Annotated in this window: 13 protein-coding genes and 1 pseudogene; 8 read left to right on the top strand and 6 right to left on the bottom strand. The window is 39.7% G+C overall.

Annotated features, from left to right (window positions below):
- Window positions 1–368 precede the first annotated feature (368 nt).
- From B7E07_RS01135 to gnd, 4 genes and pseudogenes are all read left to right on the top strand, one after another.
- Complete coding sequence (locus B7E07_RS01135; protein ID WP_080843665.1) at window positions 369–1,970, top strand: PTS transporter subunit EIIC; 1,602 nt, start codon at window positions 369–371, stop codon at window positions 1,968–1,970.
- 61 nt (window positions 1,971–2,031) lie between these two features.
- A pseudogene (locus B7E07_RS01130) lies at window positions 2,032–3,358 on the top strand (6-phospho-alpha-glucosidase).
- A gap of 88 nt (window positions 3,359–3,446) precedes the next feature.
- Window positions 3,447–4,988, top strand: a complete 1,542-nt coding sequence (gene gntK / locus B7E07_RS01125; RefSeq protein ID WP_080843664.1) for a gluconokinase — start codon at window positions 3,447–3,449, stop codon at window positions 4,986–4,988.
- A gap of 126 nt (window positions 4,989–5,114) precedes the next feature.
- Window positions 5,115–6,521 (top strand): decarboxylating NADP(+)-dependent phosphogluconate dehydrogenase, encoded by a 1,407-nt coding sequence (gene gnd / locus B7E07_RS01120; RefSeq protein WP_080843663.1) that lies wholly within the window; start codon window positions 5,115–5,117, stop codon window positions 6,519–6,521.
- 69 nt (window positions 6,522–6,590) lie between these two features.
- Here the strand turns inward: gnd and B7E07_RS01115 are convergent, their stop codons facing one another.
- Complete coding sequence (locus B7E07_RS01115) at window positions 6,591–7,349, bottom strand: ABC transporter ATP-binding protein (protein ID WP_080843662.1); 759 nt, start codon at window positions 7,347–7,349, stop codon at window positions 6,591–6,593.
- A gap of 1 nt (window position 7,350) precedes the next feature.
- Window positions 7,351–8,370 (bottom strand): FecCD family ABC transporter permease, encoded by a 1,020-nt coding sequence (locus B7E07_RS01110; RefSeq protein ID WP_257391524.1) that lies wholly within the window; start codon window positions 8,368–8,370, stop codon window positions 7,351–7,353.
- Between the two features lie 169 nt (window positions 8,371–8,539).
- Here B7E07_RS01110 and B7E07_RS01105 point away from each other — a divergent pair, with 169 nt between their 5' ends.
- The gene (locus tag B7E07_RS01105; RefSeq protein ID WP_080843660.1) at window positions 8,540–9,592 is read left to right on the top strand and encodes an ABC transporter substrate-binding protein; all 1,053 of its coding nucleotides are present in this window, start codon (window positions 8,540–8,542) and stop codon (window positions 9,590–9,592) included.
- Window positions 9,593–9,696: 104 nt separating this feature from the next.
- Here B7E07_RS01105 and B7E07_RS01100 read toward each other — a convergent pair whose 3' ends face one another.
- Window positions 9,697–10,479 (bottom strand): SDR family oxidoreductase, encoded by a 783-nt coding sequence (locus tag B7E07_RS01100; protein ID WP_080849065.1) that lies wholly within the window; start codon window positions 10,477–10,479, stop codon window positions 9,697–9,699.
- 88 nt (window positions 10,480–10,567) lie between these two features.
- Window positions 10,568–11,305: an SDR family NAD(P)-dependent oxidoreductase gene (locus B7E07_RS01095; protein WP_080843659.1), complete on the bottom strand. Its 738-nt coding sequence runs from the start codon at window positions 11,303–11,305 to the stop codon at window positions 10,568–10,570.
- A gap of 189 nt (window positions 11,306–11,494) precedes the next feature.
- Here B7E07_RS01095 and B7E07_RS01090 point away from each other — a divergent pair, with 189 nt between their 5' ends.
- From B7E07_RS01090 to B7E07_RS01080, 3 genes are all read left to right on the top strand, one after another.
- A complete protein-coding gene (locus B7E07_RS01090; protein ID WP_080843658.1) occupies window positions 11,495–12,097 on the top strand; it encodes a TetR/AcrR family transcriptional regulator in 603 nt (200 codons plus the stop codon).
- Between the two features lie 162 nt (window positions 12,098–12,259).
- Window positions 12,260–13,222: a TRM11 family SAM-dependent methyltransferase gene (locus B7E07_RS01085; RefSeq protein WP_080843657.1), complete on the top strand. Its 963-nt coding sequence runs from the start codon at window positions 12,260–12,262 to the stop codon at window positions 13,220–13,222.
- A 263-nt stretch (window positions 13,223–13,485) separates the two neighbouring features.
- The gene (locus B7E07_RS01080) at window positions 13,486–14,931 is read left to right on the top strand and encodes a DEAD/DEAH box helicase (protein ID WP_080843656.1); all 1,446 of its coding nucleotides are present in this window, start codon (window positions 13,486–13,488) and stop codon (window positions 14,929–14,931) included.
- Between the two features lie 84 nt (window positions 14,932–15,015).
- On the opposite strand, the gene B7E07_RS01075 is transcribed toward B7E07_RS01080, so the two are convergent.
- Both B7E07_RS01075 and B7E07_RS24885 read right to left on the bottom strand, forming a co-directional pair.
- Window positions 15,016–16,032, bottom strand: a complete 1,017-nt coding sequence (locus B7E07_RS01075; protein ID WP_080843655.1) for a 2,3-butanediol dehydrogenase — start codon at window positions 16,030–16,032, stop codon at window positions 15,016–15,018.
- Window positions 16,033–16,649: 617 nt separating this feature from the next.
- A complete protein-coding gene (locus B7E07_RS24885) occupies window positions 16,650–17,477 on the bottom strand; it encodes a methyl-accepting chemotaxis protein (protein WP_080843653.1) in 828 nt (275 codons plus the stop codon).
- Between the last annotated feature and the right edge of the window lie 10 nt (window positions 17,478–17,487).

The following is a 17,487-nucleotide window of genomic DNA, read 5'->3' as shown; positions in this document are numbered from 1 at the left end:
CTGCAAGGACGCAGACAGAGGTTTAGTTGCACTTATACTACCTTCCTTAAATGAGCCACTGCGTCGAATCTTCTTCTGCGATGCTCATTTATATTCTTCTGGTAGTATAAAGAAAACTTACCGATTGGCAAGTCCTGCAAGGACGCAGACAGAGGTTTAGTTGCTCTTATACTGCATTCCTTAAATGAGCCACTGCGTCGAATTTTCTTCTGCGATGCTCATTTATACTTTCTGATAGTATAAAGAGTGAAACGTGTTTCTAGATGTGAAACACGTTTTTTATCGTGGCAAAAGCATCGACTTACAAGCGCTTACATTGTAATCTAAACACATCAAAAAAAATCATATAAAGGTAAGGAGGCGGCAAGATGAAAGCCAAAATGATGGAAGGAATGCAGCGCTTTTCCAAAGCCATGTTCATTCCCGTACTTATTTTGCCGATTGCAGGTATATTAATCGCATTTGGAAATTTATTTACCAATGCAAGGCTTCTAGAAGTTATTCCTTTTTTAGATAACCCGATTACAACTGGGTTTGGATCGATCTTAACAGGATCCTTGGTTTCAATCCTTGGTAATCTAGGACTCATATTCTGTGTTGGTATAACCGTCGGTTTAGCGAATCGAGATAAGGCCGTTGCTGGTTTTACCGCACTTTTAGGCTATTTAGTATTCGTTAACGCAATGAATAAGTTTATGGAACTAAGTGGAGCTTTGTTTGAGGGTGATTCTCTGCAAGGTTCGGGACAAACCCTTGTTTTAGGTGTTCAAATCCTGGATATGGGTGTATTCCTAGGAATTATTCTCGGAATTGTAACCGCTATCGTCTTTAATAAATTTGCAGATAAAGAATTTAAAGGTGCTTTTCAAATATACGGAGGCTCTCGCTTTGCCTTTATCGTGCTGATTCCTGTCGTTGTTCTATTATCGATTGCACTCACCTTTATCTGGCCGTTCTTCCAGTCTGGAATAAACAGCCTTGGAACATTGATCAATCACAGCGGCAACTTTGGGCTTTTCCTATACGGAGCATTGGAGCGTCTATTAATTCCAACAGGTCTTCACCATCTAATTTATACGCCATTCTTATACACCTCACTAGGCGGGGCAGTAGAAGTTGGCGGGCAATTATTTGAAGGTGCAAGGAATATCTACTATGCAGAAATTGCGGATCCAACTGTCAAAGTTCTTTCTGAAAGTGTCATTTGGGATGCACGCGGTATTTCGAAGATGTTTGGTTTACTTGGGGCATGTCTAGCAATGTACCACACAGCTAAACCTGAAAATAAAGGTAAAGTAAAAGCCATCTTAATTCCAGCTGCTGTTACATCTTTTATCGCTGGAGTAACAGAACCAATTGAATTCTCATTTATGTTTGTTGCACCGCTATTATTCGTTGTGCACGCTGGATTAAGCGGATTAAGTTTCGTCGTGTTAAATCTATTTGATGTTAGAGCAATCGGTCCAAACGGAATGATTGACTTCCTATTATTCAACCTGCCACTAGGCATCGAAAAAACAAGCTGGCCGATGTACATTGTCGTCGGATTAATGTTCTTTGTTGCTTACTATGTCATCTTCCGCTTCTTAATCACGAAGTTTAGATTCAAAACGATCGGAAGAGAAGATGAAGGAAATGAAACAAAGCTTTATTCAAAAAAAGAATACAATGAAAGCAAAACAAAAGATAAACAAGAAACTCAAGCAGCACAGGGAGATGACGGACTTGCAGGCGTGATCGTCAATGCTTTAGGCGGAGCGGAAAATATTCAAACTGTCACCAATTGCTATACAAGACTTCGCTTAACAGTAGATAAGCCTGAATTAGTAGATGAAGCTGTATTAAAAGGTCAGACTGGTGCCAATGGCGTCATCATTAAAGATAAAAACGTTCAAGTTGTTTACGGTTTGCAGGTAACAAGTGTACGAAAAGCAGTTGATAACTATTTAGGGTTAGAAGGAACTGAATAATACAAAATGTTTCACATGAAACAGCAATAACACGATTAAAATCAGAAGGGAATGGAGATACATGAAGAAATTTTCAGTGGTCATCGCAGGCGGAGGAAGTACTTATACACCAGGGATTGTTATGATGCTATTAGATAATCTGGATCGTTTTCCCCTTCGCACGTTAAAATTATATGACAATGATGGTGAAAGACAGGCTATGCTTGGAGACGCACTGGACATTGTGATGAGAGAAAAGGCACCGGATATTGAGTTCAGTTTTACAACAGATCCTGAGGAAGCCTTCACTGATGTAGACTTCTGCTTTGCACACATTCGCACTGGAAAATATGAAATGCGTGAAAAGGATGAAAAAATCCCATTAAAATATGGTGTTCTTGGCCAAGAAACTTGCGGCCCTGGCGGAATTGCTTACGGAATGAGAAGCATCGGCGATATGATCGAAATGATTGATTTAATGGAGAAATATTCACCAGACTGCTGGATGCTGAATTATTCAAACCCTGCAGCAATTGTAGCAGAAGCTTGCCGCGTTCTCCGCCCGAATTCAAAGGTACTGAACATCTGTGACATGCCTGTAGGAACACTGCGCAGAATCTCACATATTATTGACAAAGAGCCACAGGATTTAGAAGTTCGTTACTTCGGATTAAACCACTTTGGCTGGTGGACAAGCATTAAAGATAAAGAAGGCAATGAATATTTACCAGCGATTCGTGATTATGTGGCTGAGCACGGTTATCTGACTCAAAAAGAAGTGGATACGCAGCATACAGATGCAAGCTGGCAGGATACACATAAAAAAAGCAAAAGACCTATTAGCGGTAGATCCAAGATTCTTGCCAAATACGTATTTAAAATACTATTTATATCCTGATTATGTGGTCGAGCATTCAAACCCGGATCACACTAGAGCAAATGAAGTGATTGCCGGCAGAGAAAAGACCGTCTTCTCTATGGCAAAAACAATCATTGAAAATGGAACGTCAGAAGGCTGTGAGTTCGAAATGGGTGCACACGCTACCTTTGTAGTAGATCTAGCACGTGCGATCGCCTTCAATACACATGAAAGAATGCTTCTGATCGTAGAAAACAACGGAACCATAGCAAACTTTGATGATAACGCAATGGTTGAGGTTCCATGTATCGTTGGAAGCAACGGCCCAGAGCCATTAAGCCAAGGTAAGATTCCTGAATTCCAAAGAGCCTTAATGTATCAGCAGGTAACAGTTGAAAAATTAGTTGTCGAAGCGTATATTGAAGGCAGCTATCAGAAATTGTGGCAGGCTCTAACACTTTCAAAAACAGTACCAAGTGCAAAAGTAGCAAAAGAAATCCTAGATGATCTAATTGTAGCAAATAAAGGCTACTGGCCGGAGTTACACTAAACAATAAATAAACAGAGAAAAGGCGAAAAAGTGTACGTTCATTTTTCGCCTTTTCTATTGAAATAGAGAAATTGAGGTGAGCAAAAAGGTGATTACCTATATGCTAGGAATTGATATCGGCACCACTAGCACCAAAGCCGTTTTATTTAGTGAAAACGGGCAAGTTATTCAAGCTGAAAATATTGGCTACCCACTATACACACCAGATATGACAACAGCTGAACAGGACCCGGATGAAATCTTTAAAGCTGTACTGCAAGCTGTTTTGAATATTAGGAAGCAGCACAATGATAAGAAGCTATCGTTTATCTCTTTTAGCAGTGCCATGCACAGTGTTATTGCAATGGATAACAATGATGAGCCCCTTACGCCGGTCATTACGTGGGCAGACAACCGCAGTGAAGCATGGGCTCATAAAATTAAGAATGAATTGAATGGACATGGTATTTATAAACGAACCGGGACGCCGATTCACCCTATGTCACCTTTAAGCAAAATAGCCTGGCTGGTCCATGAACATCCTGAAATTGCTCTAGAAACGAAAAAATACATCGGCATAAAAGAATATATTTTTCTAAGGCTCTTTAATCAGTATGCTGTCGATCATTCGATTGCATCGTGCATGGGCTTAATGAATCTTGAAAAACTCGATTGGGATCAAGAAGCATTAAAGGTTGCTGGCATCACATCTTCTCAGTTATCAGAACTCGTACCAACGACTACAATTTTTAAAGGCTGTGATCAAGCTCTAGCAAAACAAATGGGGATTGATCCTGAGACTCCTTTTGTCATTGGGGCCAGTGATGGAGTTCTCTCAAATCTCGGTGTCAACGCTATCCGAAAAGGGGAGATTGCGGTCACGATTGGGACAAGCGGTGCCATCCGGACGATTATTGATAAGCCGAAAACAGATGATAGAGAACGAATCTTCTGCTATGCCTTAACGGAGAAGCATTGGGTCATTGGCGGACCGGTCAATAATGGCGGCATGGTTCTCCGCTGGATTCGGGATGAGCTTGCAGCATCAGAAGTTGAAACGGCGAAAAGGCTGGGCATTGATCCTTACAATGTATTAACGAAGATTGCAGAACGAGTAAGACCAGGGGCAGATGGTCTCTTATTCCATCCATACCTTGCAGGTGAACGTGCTCCCTTATGGAATCCCGATGTACGCGGATCGTTCTTTGGTTTAACACTATCACATAAAAAAGAACATATGATTCGAGCAGCCTTAGAAGGGGTTGTTTACAATCTATATACTGTCTTTTTGGCACTCACAGCATGTATGGATAGCCCGGTTACCCGCATTCAGGCAACAGGCGGATTTGCACGCTCAGAAGTTTGGAGACAAATGATGGCCGACATCTTTGGAACAGAAGTAGCGGTGCCAGAGAGCTACGAAAGTTCATGTCTTGGTGCATGTCTTTTAGGCTTATATGCGACAGGAAAAATTGACTCATTTGAGAGTGTTTCTGATATGGTTGGCAGCACCTTTAAACATACACCTATGGAAGAGGCTTCAAAGGAATACAGACAATTGATTCCGATATTTATCAGCTTGTCCAAAGTATTAGAAGAGGATTATACGCGTATTGCCCAATATCAGAGAGGCTTAATAAAACCTCAGTAAATGATTTTTTCATAACCTCCTCATAGTGCACAGTGAGAATAGAAATAATTTTATTATAAAGCTTATTTTGGCAGTAACTATTTGCAGGTGTTACTGCCTATTCATCAAGAAAAAGGAGCAGTAGCGATGTTGAATACAATTGGCGTAATTGGTTTAGGTGTTATGGGCGGTAATCTTGCCCTGAATATGGCGGATAAGGGAGAACAAGTAGGTGTTTATAATTATACAAGTGACCTAACGGATCAGCTTTTGGAAAAGCTAGAAGGACAAACCATTCGTCCCTTCTATAACATTGAAGCTTTTGTACAATCTTTAGAAAAACCGCGGAAGGTTTTCATGATGGTAACAGCAGGCAGAGCGATTGATGAGGTCATTGCAAGCTTAACTCCTTTTCTGGAAGAAGGAGATATCATCATGGACGGCGGCAACTCTCATTATGAAGATACAGAACGCAGATATGATGAACTGCAAGGAAAAGGAATCAGATACTTAGGAATTGGCATTTCAGGCGGCGCAGAAGGAGCTCGAACAGGTCCTTCCATTATGCCTGGCGGAGATCGTGAGGCTTATGAACAAGTCGCCCCTATTTTGACGAAAATCGCTGCACAGGTTGATGGTACACCTTGCTGTGCCTATATGGGTCCTAAAGGTGCAGGCCATTTTGTCAAAATGGTACATAACGGGATTGAGTATGCAGACATGCAGCTCATCACCGAAGCTTATACATTTTTAAAAGATCGGTTAGGATTATCTGTTGAGGAAATTGCAGATATTTTTGAATCCTGGAATCAGGGGGAACTCAAAAGCTATTTAATCGAAATTACCGCTGATATTTTACGAAAAAAGGATGATGTGACCGGCTTGCCGCTAATTCAAGTGATTCTTGATAAAGCTGGGCAAAAAGGCACAGGCAAATGGACAAGCATCCAAGCGATTGATCATGGCATTCCAAACTCAATCATTACAGAATCTCTATTCGCTCGTTACCTCTCTTCATTAAAAGAAGAACGAATGACTGCCGAAGCCATTTTGACTCTTCCTGACATAGAGCTGCAGGAGCTGGATAAAGAGGTTTGGATTGAACATGTCAGACAGGCTATATATATGGGGAAAATATGTGCTTACGCCCAAGGGTTCACTCAATATAAAATGACTTCAGAGCAGTACGGCTGGAACTTGCCTTTGAAGGATATTGCGCTTATTTTCCGCGGCGGCTGCATCATCCGCGCCGAATTTTTAAATATCATAAGTGAAGCATATGAAGGGAATTCCAGTCTACCCAATTTATTAATATCTCCCTATTTTGCCGAGAAAACAAAAGAGTATCAAAGGAACATGAGAAAAGTCGTTTGTGAGGGCATTCAATCTGGCATTTCATTCCCAAGCTTAAGTGCCTCCCTCACCTATTACGACAGCTACCGGACAGGGACTTCCAATGCAAGCATGATCCAGGCACAGCGTGATTATTTCGGTGCTCATACTTATGAAAGAAATGATTTAGACGGCAGCTTTCATACAAACTGGCAGGAATAGCGTCTGCAGTTGAGCAAAACATAAGCGAAGTAAGGATATAATTGTCCTTGCTTCGCCTTTTCTAAAAACCTATAAATAAGCAATACCGATATGGCCAGTTACAGGATTTTGATAGATTTCACACTTAACATCAAAAACAAATTCAATATTCTCCTTTGTGAGAACCTCCTCCGGTTTTCCGTAAGTGACAACCGATCCATTTTTAAGTACATATAAATAATCACAATACGATCCAGCTAACGTTAAATCATGCAGAGCAGCTAACGTACCGATATTGATCTGCTTGACCATTTTGATGATTTCAATCTGATATTTAACATCTAAATGATTGGTCGGTTCATCTAATATTAAAAACTTCGGTTCTTGAGCTAATACCCGTGCCAGGATGACCCTTTGTTTTTCTCCGCCTGATAATGTTAAGAAACTGCGATTCTTATAAGCTAGTAAGTTTACTGTTTTTAACGCCTGCTCTACCATTTCATGATCTTTTTTTGCTTCAGAATCTAATAGTTTTTTATGAGGCGTCCTGCCCATCATGACCATTTGTTCCACTGTGAAATCGAAGCTGATTTCATTGAATTGGCCTACTACGCCTAGATGTTTAGCAATTTTCTTCGACTTCTCCTTAAGTACATCCATTTCACCAAGCTTTACGTACCCTCTATTCGGTGATAAAACCTTATAGATGCTTTTGAGCAGTGTTGATTTACCGCACCCATTTGGACCTAGAATACCAACGAATTGCTGGCTGTTTACACGAAGTGAGATGTCATCAACAATTTGCTTTTTCCCAATTTCAATTGAAATGTTTTCAACCTGCAGATTCAATTTAATTCCCTCCGAATCCATATCCTTTTTTAATCAGCATGTACATAAACATTGGCGCACCAATCATGGCGGTGACAATGCCGATCGGCAGTTCCACTGATGGAAGAACGATGCGGGCAAAAATATCTGCCCAGATGAGAAAAATAGATCCAAATAAAATGGCTGCCGGAAGCAGTTTTCGATGATCAGAACCGACAATACTTCTAATTAAATGTGGAATGATCAGTCCTACAAATCCAACCATTCCTACAGAGGCAACCGTAATTCCAGTTAAAATCGCCGTAATGGTCATGTAAATTCTTCTGTATGTACTTAAATTGATGCCCAGAGTAACGGCTGCTTCATCTCCAAGCAGCATCGTATTTAAATTCCTTGATTGAATAAGAAAATAAATAATCCCTATTAGTACGATGATTGTGATAAGCGGTATTTCACTCCAGCGTGCACTTGCAAGACTTCCCATGCTCCAAAAGGTAATCGTCCGGATGCCCTCAGCATTATTGGCAATATAAATAATAAAGTTTGAAAACGCGGAAAACAGAGCGTTAATCACCATTCCCATTAATACTAATTTAACGGAAGTCATTTTCCCGCCTATGCTCGAGAAAGTAAGAACAAAAACGCTGGCAAGAAGTGCTCCCGCAAACGCACCAAATGCTAAACCAAACTGAGAAAAGATTGTGCCTGCACCAAAACCAATCAGTACGGCGAATGTTGCACCTAAGGTGGCTCCTGAAGAAATCCCCAGAATATATGGGTCAGCTAGAGGATTTTGAACAGTCGCCTGCATAATTGCACCACAAAGTGCCAGAGCGGATCCTACAAGCAAAGCCATTAAAACACGCGGAAACCGTATGCTCCATATGATATTAACACTGGATCCATTTTCAATTTCTCCAACGCCAAACATTTTATGAACTAATATTCTAAATGATTCTGAGAAAGGGATATCCACTTGTCCTAGTGAAACGCCCATCACAATAGATATTAAAAGAATCATAATGGCACCAGAATAGATCATTGCCAAAAAAGTTTTTGATTGTACAAAGCCCTTGTTTGAATGATGGTCCACTTTCATTTCCTCCAAAAGAAAAGATTGTCAAAAAGAATCTCTTCCTCTATACTAATCGAGAAAGATTATCATTGTCAATTAGCCTTTCAACTATAAAACTCACAAAGGTGGAGGAATTATGAAAAAATTCTCATGGTTAGTGTTCACATTCGTTTTACTCCTGTTAGTCGGCTGCTCGAATTCGGAGCAAGCAAATTTAGATGATAGCTCAAACACAGAAGAAGAGACAAATACAGAAGAAACAGCTGCATCCGATTCAAACGAAACACAGTACCCGCTTACAATTGATAACTATTTAACAACCGATGGCGTTACATATGAAACACATTCTCAAACATTTGAGGAAGCACCAAGTAAAGTAGTAGCCAATACACAAGGAATGGCTGAAATTTTAGTTCACTTAGGATTAACAGACAAAATTGTTGGGGTTTCTGCACTATATGGAGAAACAGATCCTGAAATTGCTGAAGACTTTGCAAAAATCCCTGTCATTTCTGAAGGATATGCCAGCAAGGAACTTGTTGTCGGCGCAGATCCTGACCTTGTAATGGGACGGGCAGGACTATTCCAGGATGCTGAATGGGGTGTTGGTTCAATCACCGGCTTAAATGAACTAGGCATCAATACATTTGTACAGCATGCCAGTCTAACGGGTGGAACGCTTGATAGTTTATATAAAGATATTGAAGATATCGGTCAAATTTTTAACGCTCAAGCTGCCGCTGCAGATTATATCAATGAACTAAAAGAAAAACAGAGTGCCATTGAAGAAAAAGCCAGTAAAAAGCCATTAACATATGCATATGTATTCGATGGCGGTGAAGGCAAGATTTCCCCTGATCCAGGCGGAGACTATACCTTTATTGCTGACATTCTTGACAATTTGAATCTAACAAATGCATTAGCTGATAGTGAAGGAACAGTGAGTGTGGAACAATTAGTTGAAATTAATCCAGATATGTTGATTCTTTCTCATTATGCAGGCGGTCCTGATACGCAAGCTACGATTGACAGCTTCTATAACGATGAAGCACTGCAGAGCATTAATGCCATTAAAAACAAAGCGATCATGGTGATCGACTTCAACCAATTCTTTGGGTATGGTCCAACTATTTTAGACGGAGCTTCTAAGCTTGCAGATGATGTTGCAGCTAATGCGAATTTGAAATAAATATAACTTCAAGAGATTCTCCTGCTTTATCTAAAAAAAGGTTAAATTGATATTTTTAAAAAGAAAAGTCCTGCTCTCTCTTGGGAGAAGCAGGACTTTTTGATTTAATATTTATAGGACTGTCCGCCATCAATAGGAATAACCGTTGCATTAATGAAGTTAGCTTGATCAGATAGCAGGAATGCCACTAAATAACCCACTTCTTCAGGTTTACCGAATCGTTTCATTGGGTTTGGCTGAACAAATTGCTTCCCTACTTCTTCCCAATTAACAGGATCCATTTGTTTTAATGATCCTTCAACCATTGGGGTCATAATGGCGCCTGGTGCAATCGCTTTGACGGTAACTCCATACTGACCATATTCAATCCCTGAGTTTTTAGTTAAACCCACAACACCATGCTTACTCGCTGCATATCCAGATTGGTTTCCAACTCCGCGAATACCTCCAACTGATGCTGTGTTTACAATAGAACCAAAACCTTGTTCTTTCATCACTTTTAATACATATTTCATACCATAGAAGACACCGTTTAAGTTGATGCTTACAACCTTTTCGAATTCAACACTGCCATAATTCTCAGTCAGGTTCTGTTTTCCTTCAATGCCGGCATTATTGAAGAATCCATCAATTTTCCCAAATCTTTGAACAGTTTCATTCACAAAGTTTTCAACTGCTTTTTCATCTGCCACATCCGCTGTGATCAAGAGCATCTCTGCGTTTGGCACAGCTTCTAATATCTTGCTTTTTGTTTCTTCTAATGAAGCTTCATTTAAATCAACAAGCGTAAGCTTTGCTCCTTCTTTTGCAATCTGCAAAGCAGAAGAATAGCCTAAGCCTGACCCTGCACCTGTAATAATAACTACTTTTTCATCAAAACGATTCATCATTCCCATTTCCTCCAGTCGCTATTATTTCTTGTACGGTGCTATATTGCACTTTTTTTCATTGATCTAAACTTTATGATCTATATAACTATTGAGCAGTATAGCCGCCATCAATAATTAGGCTATTACCGGTCATATAGGAAGAATCATCAGAAGCCAAGAATAAGACACCTTTTGCCATTTCCTCTGGTTTCCCAAGTCGCTTCATTGGCGTAGCTACAGATAATGCCTGTTTGTTTTCTTCAGGAATAATCGGCGTATCAATGAACCCTGGGCATAGTGCGTTAATACGAATATTTTTCTCGGCATATTCAAGGGCAAGAGAACGCGTAAGATTAACCACTCCGCCTTTGGCTGCATTATAAGCAGCAGAACCAGGTGACCCAACCCATCCGTACATAGACGCTGTATTTACAATAGTACCGCCGCCAGTTTTCAGCATTTCACGTATTGATTCACGTGCTACCAAAAAGACACCATCTAGATCAACATTCACCGTATTTCGCCATTCTGAGTACTCTAAATCATGTGAAGGATGAACACGGCCGATTCCCGCATTGTTGAACACAACATCCACTTTGCCGAACGTATCCACGGTTTGTTTAAAGACATTTGCAACTTCTTCTTCACTTGTTATATTTGCTTTTATAAAGAGAACATTATGGTTAAGCGCTTTCAATTCAGCTTCAAAGGCTTTTCCCTTTTCTTCATTTAAATCAACAAGAACGACTTTGGCTCCTTCTGAGATAAATAATTTAGCTGTTTCAGCACCAATACCAGATGCTCCTCCAGTAATGACCGCTACTTTATCTTGTAATTTCCCCATTTATATTCCTCCCCATCCCTAGAATTTAAAATGACTTCTAAGGTAAAATAATAGATAATTACAGCTCTCTCTGCTGTTCACAATTTAATTGTACTCGTTTGTTCACATTTAACAATCATCAAGAAAACGCTATCTGTCTACTAAATCAACACTTATCCTAAATCTGTCTATTCTGAAGGAGATTCTTTCATGAATAATGAAAAAACGCAACGGCAAAATCGTACAAAATCCCATTTAAAGCAGGCTTTGGCTCAACTTATATCAGAAAAGGGATATCACTCTATTACTGTAAAAGATATTGTGGACTATGCCGCTTACAATCGCAGTACATTTTATACTCATTACTCAGATAAAATTGAATTGGCTGAGGACTTACTTCTATCCATGATGAAAGGATTAGAAGCCTCTGTAGGCAAATCATATGTATCTGGGCAAAAAATTTATACAACCAAGCTAAATGAACCATCGTTTAATATCGTTCTCTATATCTACCATAATCGGAGTTTTTTCACGTTACTAAACTATGACGATACACTGCCAGGACTGCATACTCGATTTCCTCTAACGATCCTTAAAATATATAAAGAGCAATTCATTTTTGAAACCATCAATAATATTCCTGTAAACATGGATTATTTTAAACGTTACACAGCATATGGGTTTTACGGACTTCTGCAAAATTGGATTTATAATGGGTTCAAAGAAACACCGGAAAATTTTATTAAAGAGGTTATTGAACTTTCAAAAACACATATACACTCGTTTAAGTATATTGGTAACCAGCGTACATAACATGACCTTTTGTCCAAAATAATCGTACTGTGGCTGAGCTGAGCAGCTGCAGACAAAAGAAGGAAACTGGATATACCGACCTTTTTCGTTTTCAAGAGAGTTTATAGGCTATAATAGATTTATAGCATTTGATTAGTGAACCAAGAAGGGCTAAAAACAAATATGACAACATTTAATCTGCAATCAACAGAATTCCTATATGCCTACTCTCATGGTGCTGAAGAAAAATCTCTCTGTGCATTGGAGCAGCGAGCCATTTTCGGGGAAGAGTCAGACCACCTTATAATCAGCGCAAAAAATATAGACCCAAACAGAAGCCCTTTTATCAGAAGCAAACTTTCTATTCTTTTCTCAGGCCATTCTGTTCAAGAGATTTCTGAGAAGGTTCCGCAGCTCGAACTTAGCGGCCAAACCTTTAAGGTTATTTTTATGAAAATAAATGATCTTTCACGTAAAGATAAAATAGAATACGCAGAACGCCAGCATATTGAAAGAGAAATTGGCTGGAATATAAACGCTGATGCGAAAATGAAAAACCCTGATATTCTTTTCGGTATTGTACCGTTTAAAGGGCAGTGGTATTTCGGCATTTACCAGGAAAATGAGAATGTATGGCTGCATCATGTTAAGAAGCCTCAAGAATACTCAACAGCCATAAGCGCACGTCTGGCCAGAGCTGTTGTGAATATCGCTGTCCCTGAACCAGCAGGTGTCAGTTTAATCGATCCTTGCTGCGGGATAGGTACGGTCCTTGTCGAAGCACTCTCGATGGGTATTCCCATTGTTGGCTCCGACCGCAACCCATTAGCCGTAAAAGGTTCCCGAGAAAATATCGCTCATTTTCACTTTGATGGAATAGTGAAGATAAAAGACATTGCCGACGAAGAAGGTCATTATGATGTGGCCATCATTGATATGCCTTACAACCTTTATTGCCGAGCAACAGAGGAAGAACTGTTCACAATCATCAAGAACGCCAGAAGAATAGCAGATCGAGTTGTGATTCTCACAATTGAAGACATGGATGAGATGATTTTCAAAGCAGGTTTTACGATCGTCGACCGATGTGTGGCCAACAAAGGGATCAAGGCGTTATTTTCACGGCAGGTTGTTGTTTGTGAATAGAGAAAAATAGATATTTGCGGAAAAACCGTTATTTGCAAAGCGAGCAGTGCGATTTCTGCTCGTTTTTACTTTCATAGCATCAATGGATTGAACAGTCGAAAGAACGATACAGCAGTTAAGCCTCTTTCTTCACCTTTTAGACTTTTTAGCAGCAAGTTTGGGTTTGTCCTGCTTTTTTCAAGTATAATGAATCATATTCAGATTATATTAGGGATTTAAGAGAATGATATAGATGACAATAATACAAAAAATGAGGTTAAAAAATGAGTAATAGCCGTTTTGCGGAGTATCAGCTGAGTGAAGAAATACAGAGAGCACTAACCGTTTTAAAATACGAAGATCCAACAGAAGTTCAAAGCAAAGTCATACCATTAGCATTGGAAAATCAAGACCTTGTCGTAAAAGCCCAAACAGGAAGCGGCAAAACTGCCTCCTTTGGCATTCCGCTTTGCGAAATGGTTGAATGGGAAGAAAAGAAACCACAAGCCCTGATTCTTACTCCAACGAGGGAACTTGCCGTTCAAGTCCGCGAAGACATGACAAATATCGGAAGGTTTAAACGCATTAAAGCAGTGGCTGTATATGGAAAAGAACCTTTTTCGAAACAAAGAGATGAACTGAAGCAAAAAACTCATGTGGTCGTTGGTACGCCTGGACGGGTTCTGGATCATATTGATCGCGAAACTCTTGAACTGGATCAAATAAAGTACCTTATTATCGATGAAGCTGATGAGATGCTGAATAGAGGTTTCATTGATGAAGTAGAAGACATCATTCAAGCGCTTCCTTCAAATCGGGTAACAATGGTGTTTTCTGCTACATTGCCTGCAGATATTGAGAAGCTTTGTCATCAATATATGAATCATCCTGCTCATATTGAAATTGAATCAAATGGGGTAACAGCGGATACAATTGAACATGGTTTAATTGAAGTGACTGAAGAAGAAAAAATCTCACTTCTTAAGAACATTACGATTGCAGAAAACCCAGACAGCTGCCTCATATTCTGCCGGACAAAAGAACATGTAGATACGCTATTCAGCGAACTTGATGAGGCCGGATATCCTTGTGAGAAGCTTCATGGCGGACTTGAACAAGAAGACCGTTTTGCTGTTATGGAAGGCTTTAAAATGGGGAACTTCCGCTACTTGGTAGCAACTGACGTGGCTGCCAGAGGCATTGATATTGATAATGTAAATCTCGTCATCAACTATGACGTTCCGATGGAAAAAGAGAGCTATGTGCACCGGACAGGAAGAACAGGCCGTGCCGGCAATAAAGGAAAAGCCATTACATTTGCGACACCTTATGAAGAAAAGTTTATCAAAGCCATTGAAAGATACATCGGCTTTGAAATTCCTGTTATAGAAGCTCCGAGTGCAGAGGAAATCGCTGGCGGGAAAGCGGCTTTCGAAGAAAAACTCAGCGGCCGTCGGGTTGTAAGAAACAATAAAACAGCACGAATCAACCAAGATATTATGAAGCTTCATTTCAACGGCGGCAAAAAGAAGAAAATCCGCGCTGTTGACTTTGTTGGAACCATTGCAAAAATCCCTGGAGTAACCGCAGAAGATATCGGCATTATCACCATCCACGATCAAATGTCGTATGTTGATATTCTGAACGGAAAGGGCTCACTCGTTTTACAAGCGATGGAGAATTCAACGGTTAAAGGGAAGAAATTGAGAGTTAGTAAGGCGATTAAATAGAGTATTGCTTAAATGGGGCCTGACCCTTGATGCGTTAATGCTTTAATACATCAAGGGTCTGGCCCCATTTTCCCATTTTCGTGATTAGCTCGGACGAACTAAAATTTTACATTCTCTTTTATCGCTGATTAGTTTTTCGAACCCGTCTTCCACAATATCATCTAAACTTATGATACTCGTGATGACTGGCTCAACATTCAATGATCCTTTTGATAACAAATCGATTGCTTGAGGGAAGATGTTATTGTAACCAAGAGAAGAATTGATTTTTTTCTCGCCGATTACTTGTGTTGTTGGATGATACTGGATTGGATTGGCAAACACACTAACAATCATTAACTCACCATTCGGTTTGATGACATCAAGTGATTGGTTAAACGTAGCTTCCACACCAGCAACATCAAAGGAAACATCTACTCCCCCATTTGTATGCTCTTTGATCACTTGAACAGCATCCTCTTCGAGTGGATTAATGACAACATCTGCACCCATTTTTAAGGCTAATTTTCTGCGTTCCTCACTAACTTCCGCTACAAAGATCTTACTAGCTCCTGCTGCTCTTAAGCTTTCAGATAAGAGGAGTCCAATTGGTCCTGCTCCAAAAAGAGCTACACGGTCCCCAATTTTAAACTTACTTTTTCGAATTGCCTGCAATACAACGGCAAGAGGCTCTATTAAAGCTGCAAATTCATAGCTAAGTGTTTCAGGCAGCAAAAATACATTTGATTCTTTAACAACAACATATTCAGCAAAGCCGCCATTTTCGTGAATACCATATGATTTCATATCAGGGCAAATATTATAATTACCTGTTCTGCATGTTTCACACTCACCACATCCCCAAATCGGTTCAATAGCGACTCGATCGCCTGCTTTAAACTTCGTTACATTCTTGCCAACTTCAACAATTTCTCCTGTGAATTCGTGGCCTAAAATCATTTTATTTTCTGTTACGAAACTTTTATGTAGATATTCATGTAAATCAGTTCCACATATGCCAGCAAATTTAACTTTCACCTTTACCGTTCCTTGTGTAACTTCTGGTGCATTAATTTCCTCAATTTTCACATCTTTTGAACCGTAATATACCAAAGACTTCATCTCTTAATCCCCCAGTTTTCAGTAAATAGTTGTACCCTTGAATGATAGATACTTAATTTGAAGCTCTATCATATAGTAGATGCTTTCCGATGATCCATCCTACCATCACTTTTAAATCTGCAATACCTTACTTACTATATATAACTTACTTTCTTATTACAATTACTCTGCTCTTCCGTATCCTATGCCCCAGAACATCTTTGTTTTTGACTGTTTCGTAAACATTGTTGCTGTTAACTTAAATAAGTAGAGGTTGATTTCCGCTCCAGATGCCCGCTTTCCGCGGGGTAGGCGCTGAGCTTCCTCGTCACTTACGCTCCTGCGGGGTCTTACCTGTCCCACTTCTCCCGCAGGAGTCCCGCACCTTCTGCTCCAATCAACTAGTCTTTTATCAAATAGAAAACTTGTCCAAAAACAACAAACTCTTAGAAAAGAGCCTTGTTTTTTTATCAAAGACGTCTGGAGACATCCATGTATTTGGTTAAATTTATTATTCTTTTTAATTACGATTATTTAATCACTATCTATCTGGAGAGACGTTGACCAACCAGTTTACAACGGCTATTCATAGTAAACAAGTCAGTATGTAGTGCTCCCCTATGTATTTAAAGGGAATTTCAATTAGTGATATCTTTGATGTATTGCCCGATTTCATTGCTTTGTACATTAAGGCTTTGTATATCTTCCATAAACTCAACCATTACCCGCGATTGCTCTGCTGAGGCAATGGATACTTCATCAATACTCGCTTTCAAATTCTCCATATTTGTCCGTATTTCTTGAAGGGATTGAGCGATTGTACCTACTGCATCCTTCGTTCCGATCGAAAGCTTACGTATTTCATCTGCCACAACACCGAAGCCTCTTCCTGCTTCGCCAGAGCGGGCTGCTTCTATTGCTGCATTTAAGCCAAGCAGATTCGTCTGTGCAGAAATATCTTCAATTAGTTTAACAACCTTACTAATATCTTGAGTGTTCGCATTTGCATTTGCTGCTTGATCATTTATATCCGTGCTCGTAGCGGAAAGTTCCTCAGCTTGGGCTGCAACTTGCTCGACCTTTCCTTGCAGACTGCTGACAATGGAGCGTAATTCATCTAGATCTTCGTCTAAAAGCTCTTCATCTTTCAATGTTTTAGTAATTTGGAATACACCAACGATCTCACCGTTTTCATCACGAATAGGGTTGGCAGAATAGTGCATACCGATGCCATAGCTTTCTTTTGGAATATGTAATTGTACTTTTTCTCCTTCAAGTGCTCTAAGTAAGAATACATTATCTTCAGTAAATGCAGAGTCACCAATTTTAACACTATAATCCAAATCTTTCGATTGGGAAGAGAAAATAAAATTTTCTCTGTCAGTAACTACAACTGCACTATTTTCACCAAGGTTCTTTTTGATTTCCGGCGCTAATTTCACAAATGCTTGCAGTGTTAAATTCATATTTTAATCT

The organism is Cytobacillus gottheilii (genome assembly GCF_900166665.1).
GTDB classification, from domain to species: domain Bacteria; phylum Bacillota; class Bacilli; order Bacillales; family Cytobacillaceae; genus Cytobacillus; species Cytobacillus gottheilii_A.
The sequence above is the reverse complement of the archived record's forward strand: the minus strand, read 5'-3'. Positions and strand labels throughout refer to the sequence as shown.

Coding starts and splice junctions, on each gene's coding strand:
- B7E07_RS01135 (WP_080843665.1), top strand. CDS start 369: ATGAAAGCCAAAATGATGGAAGGAATGCAGCGCTTTTCCAAAGCCATG.
- gnd (WP_080843663.1), top strand. CDS start 5,115: ATGTTGAATACAATTGGCGTAATTGGTTTAGGTGTTATGGGCGGTAAT.
- B7E07_RS01110 (WP_257391524.1), bottom strand. CDS start 8,370: ATGATCTATTCTGGTGCCATTATGATTCTTTTAATATCTATTGTGATG.
- B7E07_RS01105 (WP_080843660.1), top strand. CDS start 8,540: ATGAAAAAATTCTCATGGTTAGTGTTCACATTCGTTTTACTCCTGTTA.
- B7E07_RS01100 (WP_080849065.1), bottom strand. CDS start 10,479: ATGAATCGTTTTGATGAAAAAGTAGTTATTATTACAGGTGCAGGGTCA.
- B7E07_RS01095 (WP_080843659.1), bottom strand. CDS start 11,305: ATGGGGAAATTACAAGATAAAGTAGCGGTCATTACTGGAGGAGCATCT.
- B7E07_RS01090 (WP_080843658.1), top strand. CDS start 11,495: ATGAATAATGAAAAAACGCAACGGCAAAATCGTACAAAATCCCATTTA.
- B7E07_RS01085 (WP_080843657.1), top strand. CDS start 12,260: ATGACAACATTTAATCTGCAATCAACAGAATTCCTATATGCCTACTCT.
- B7E07_RS01080 (WP_080843656.1), top strand. CDS start 13,486: ATGAGTAATAGCCGTTTTGCGGAGTATCAGCTGAGTGAAGAAATACAG.
- B7E07_RS01075 (WP_080843655.1), bottom strand. CDS start 16,032: ATGAAGTCTTTGGTATATTACGGTTCAAAAGATGTGAAAATTGAGGAA.
- B7E07_RS24885 (WP_080843653.1), bottom strand. CDS start 17,477: ATGAATTTAACACTGCAAGCATTTGTGAAATTAGCGCCGGAAATCAAA.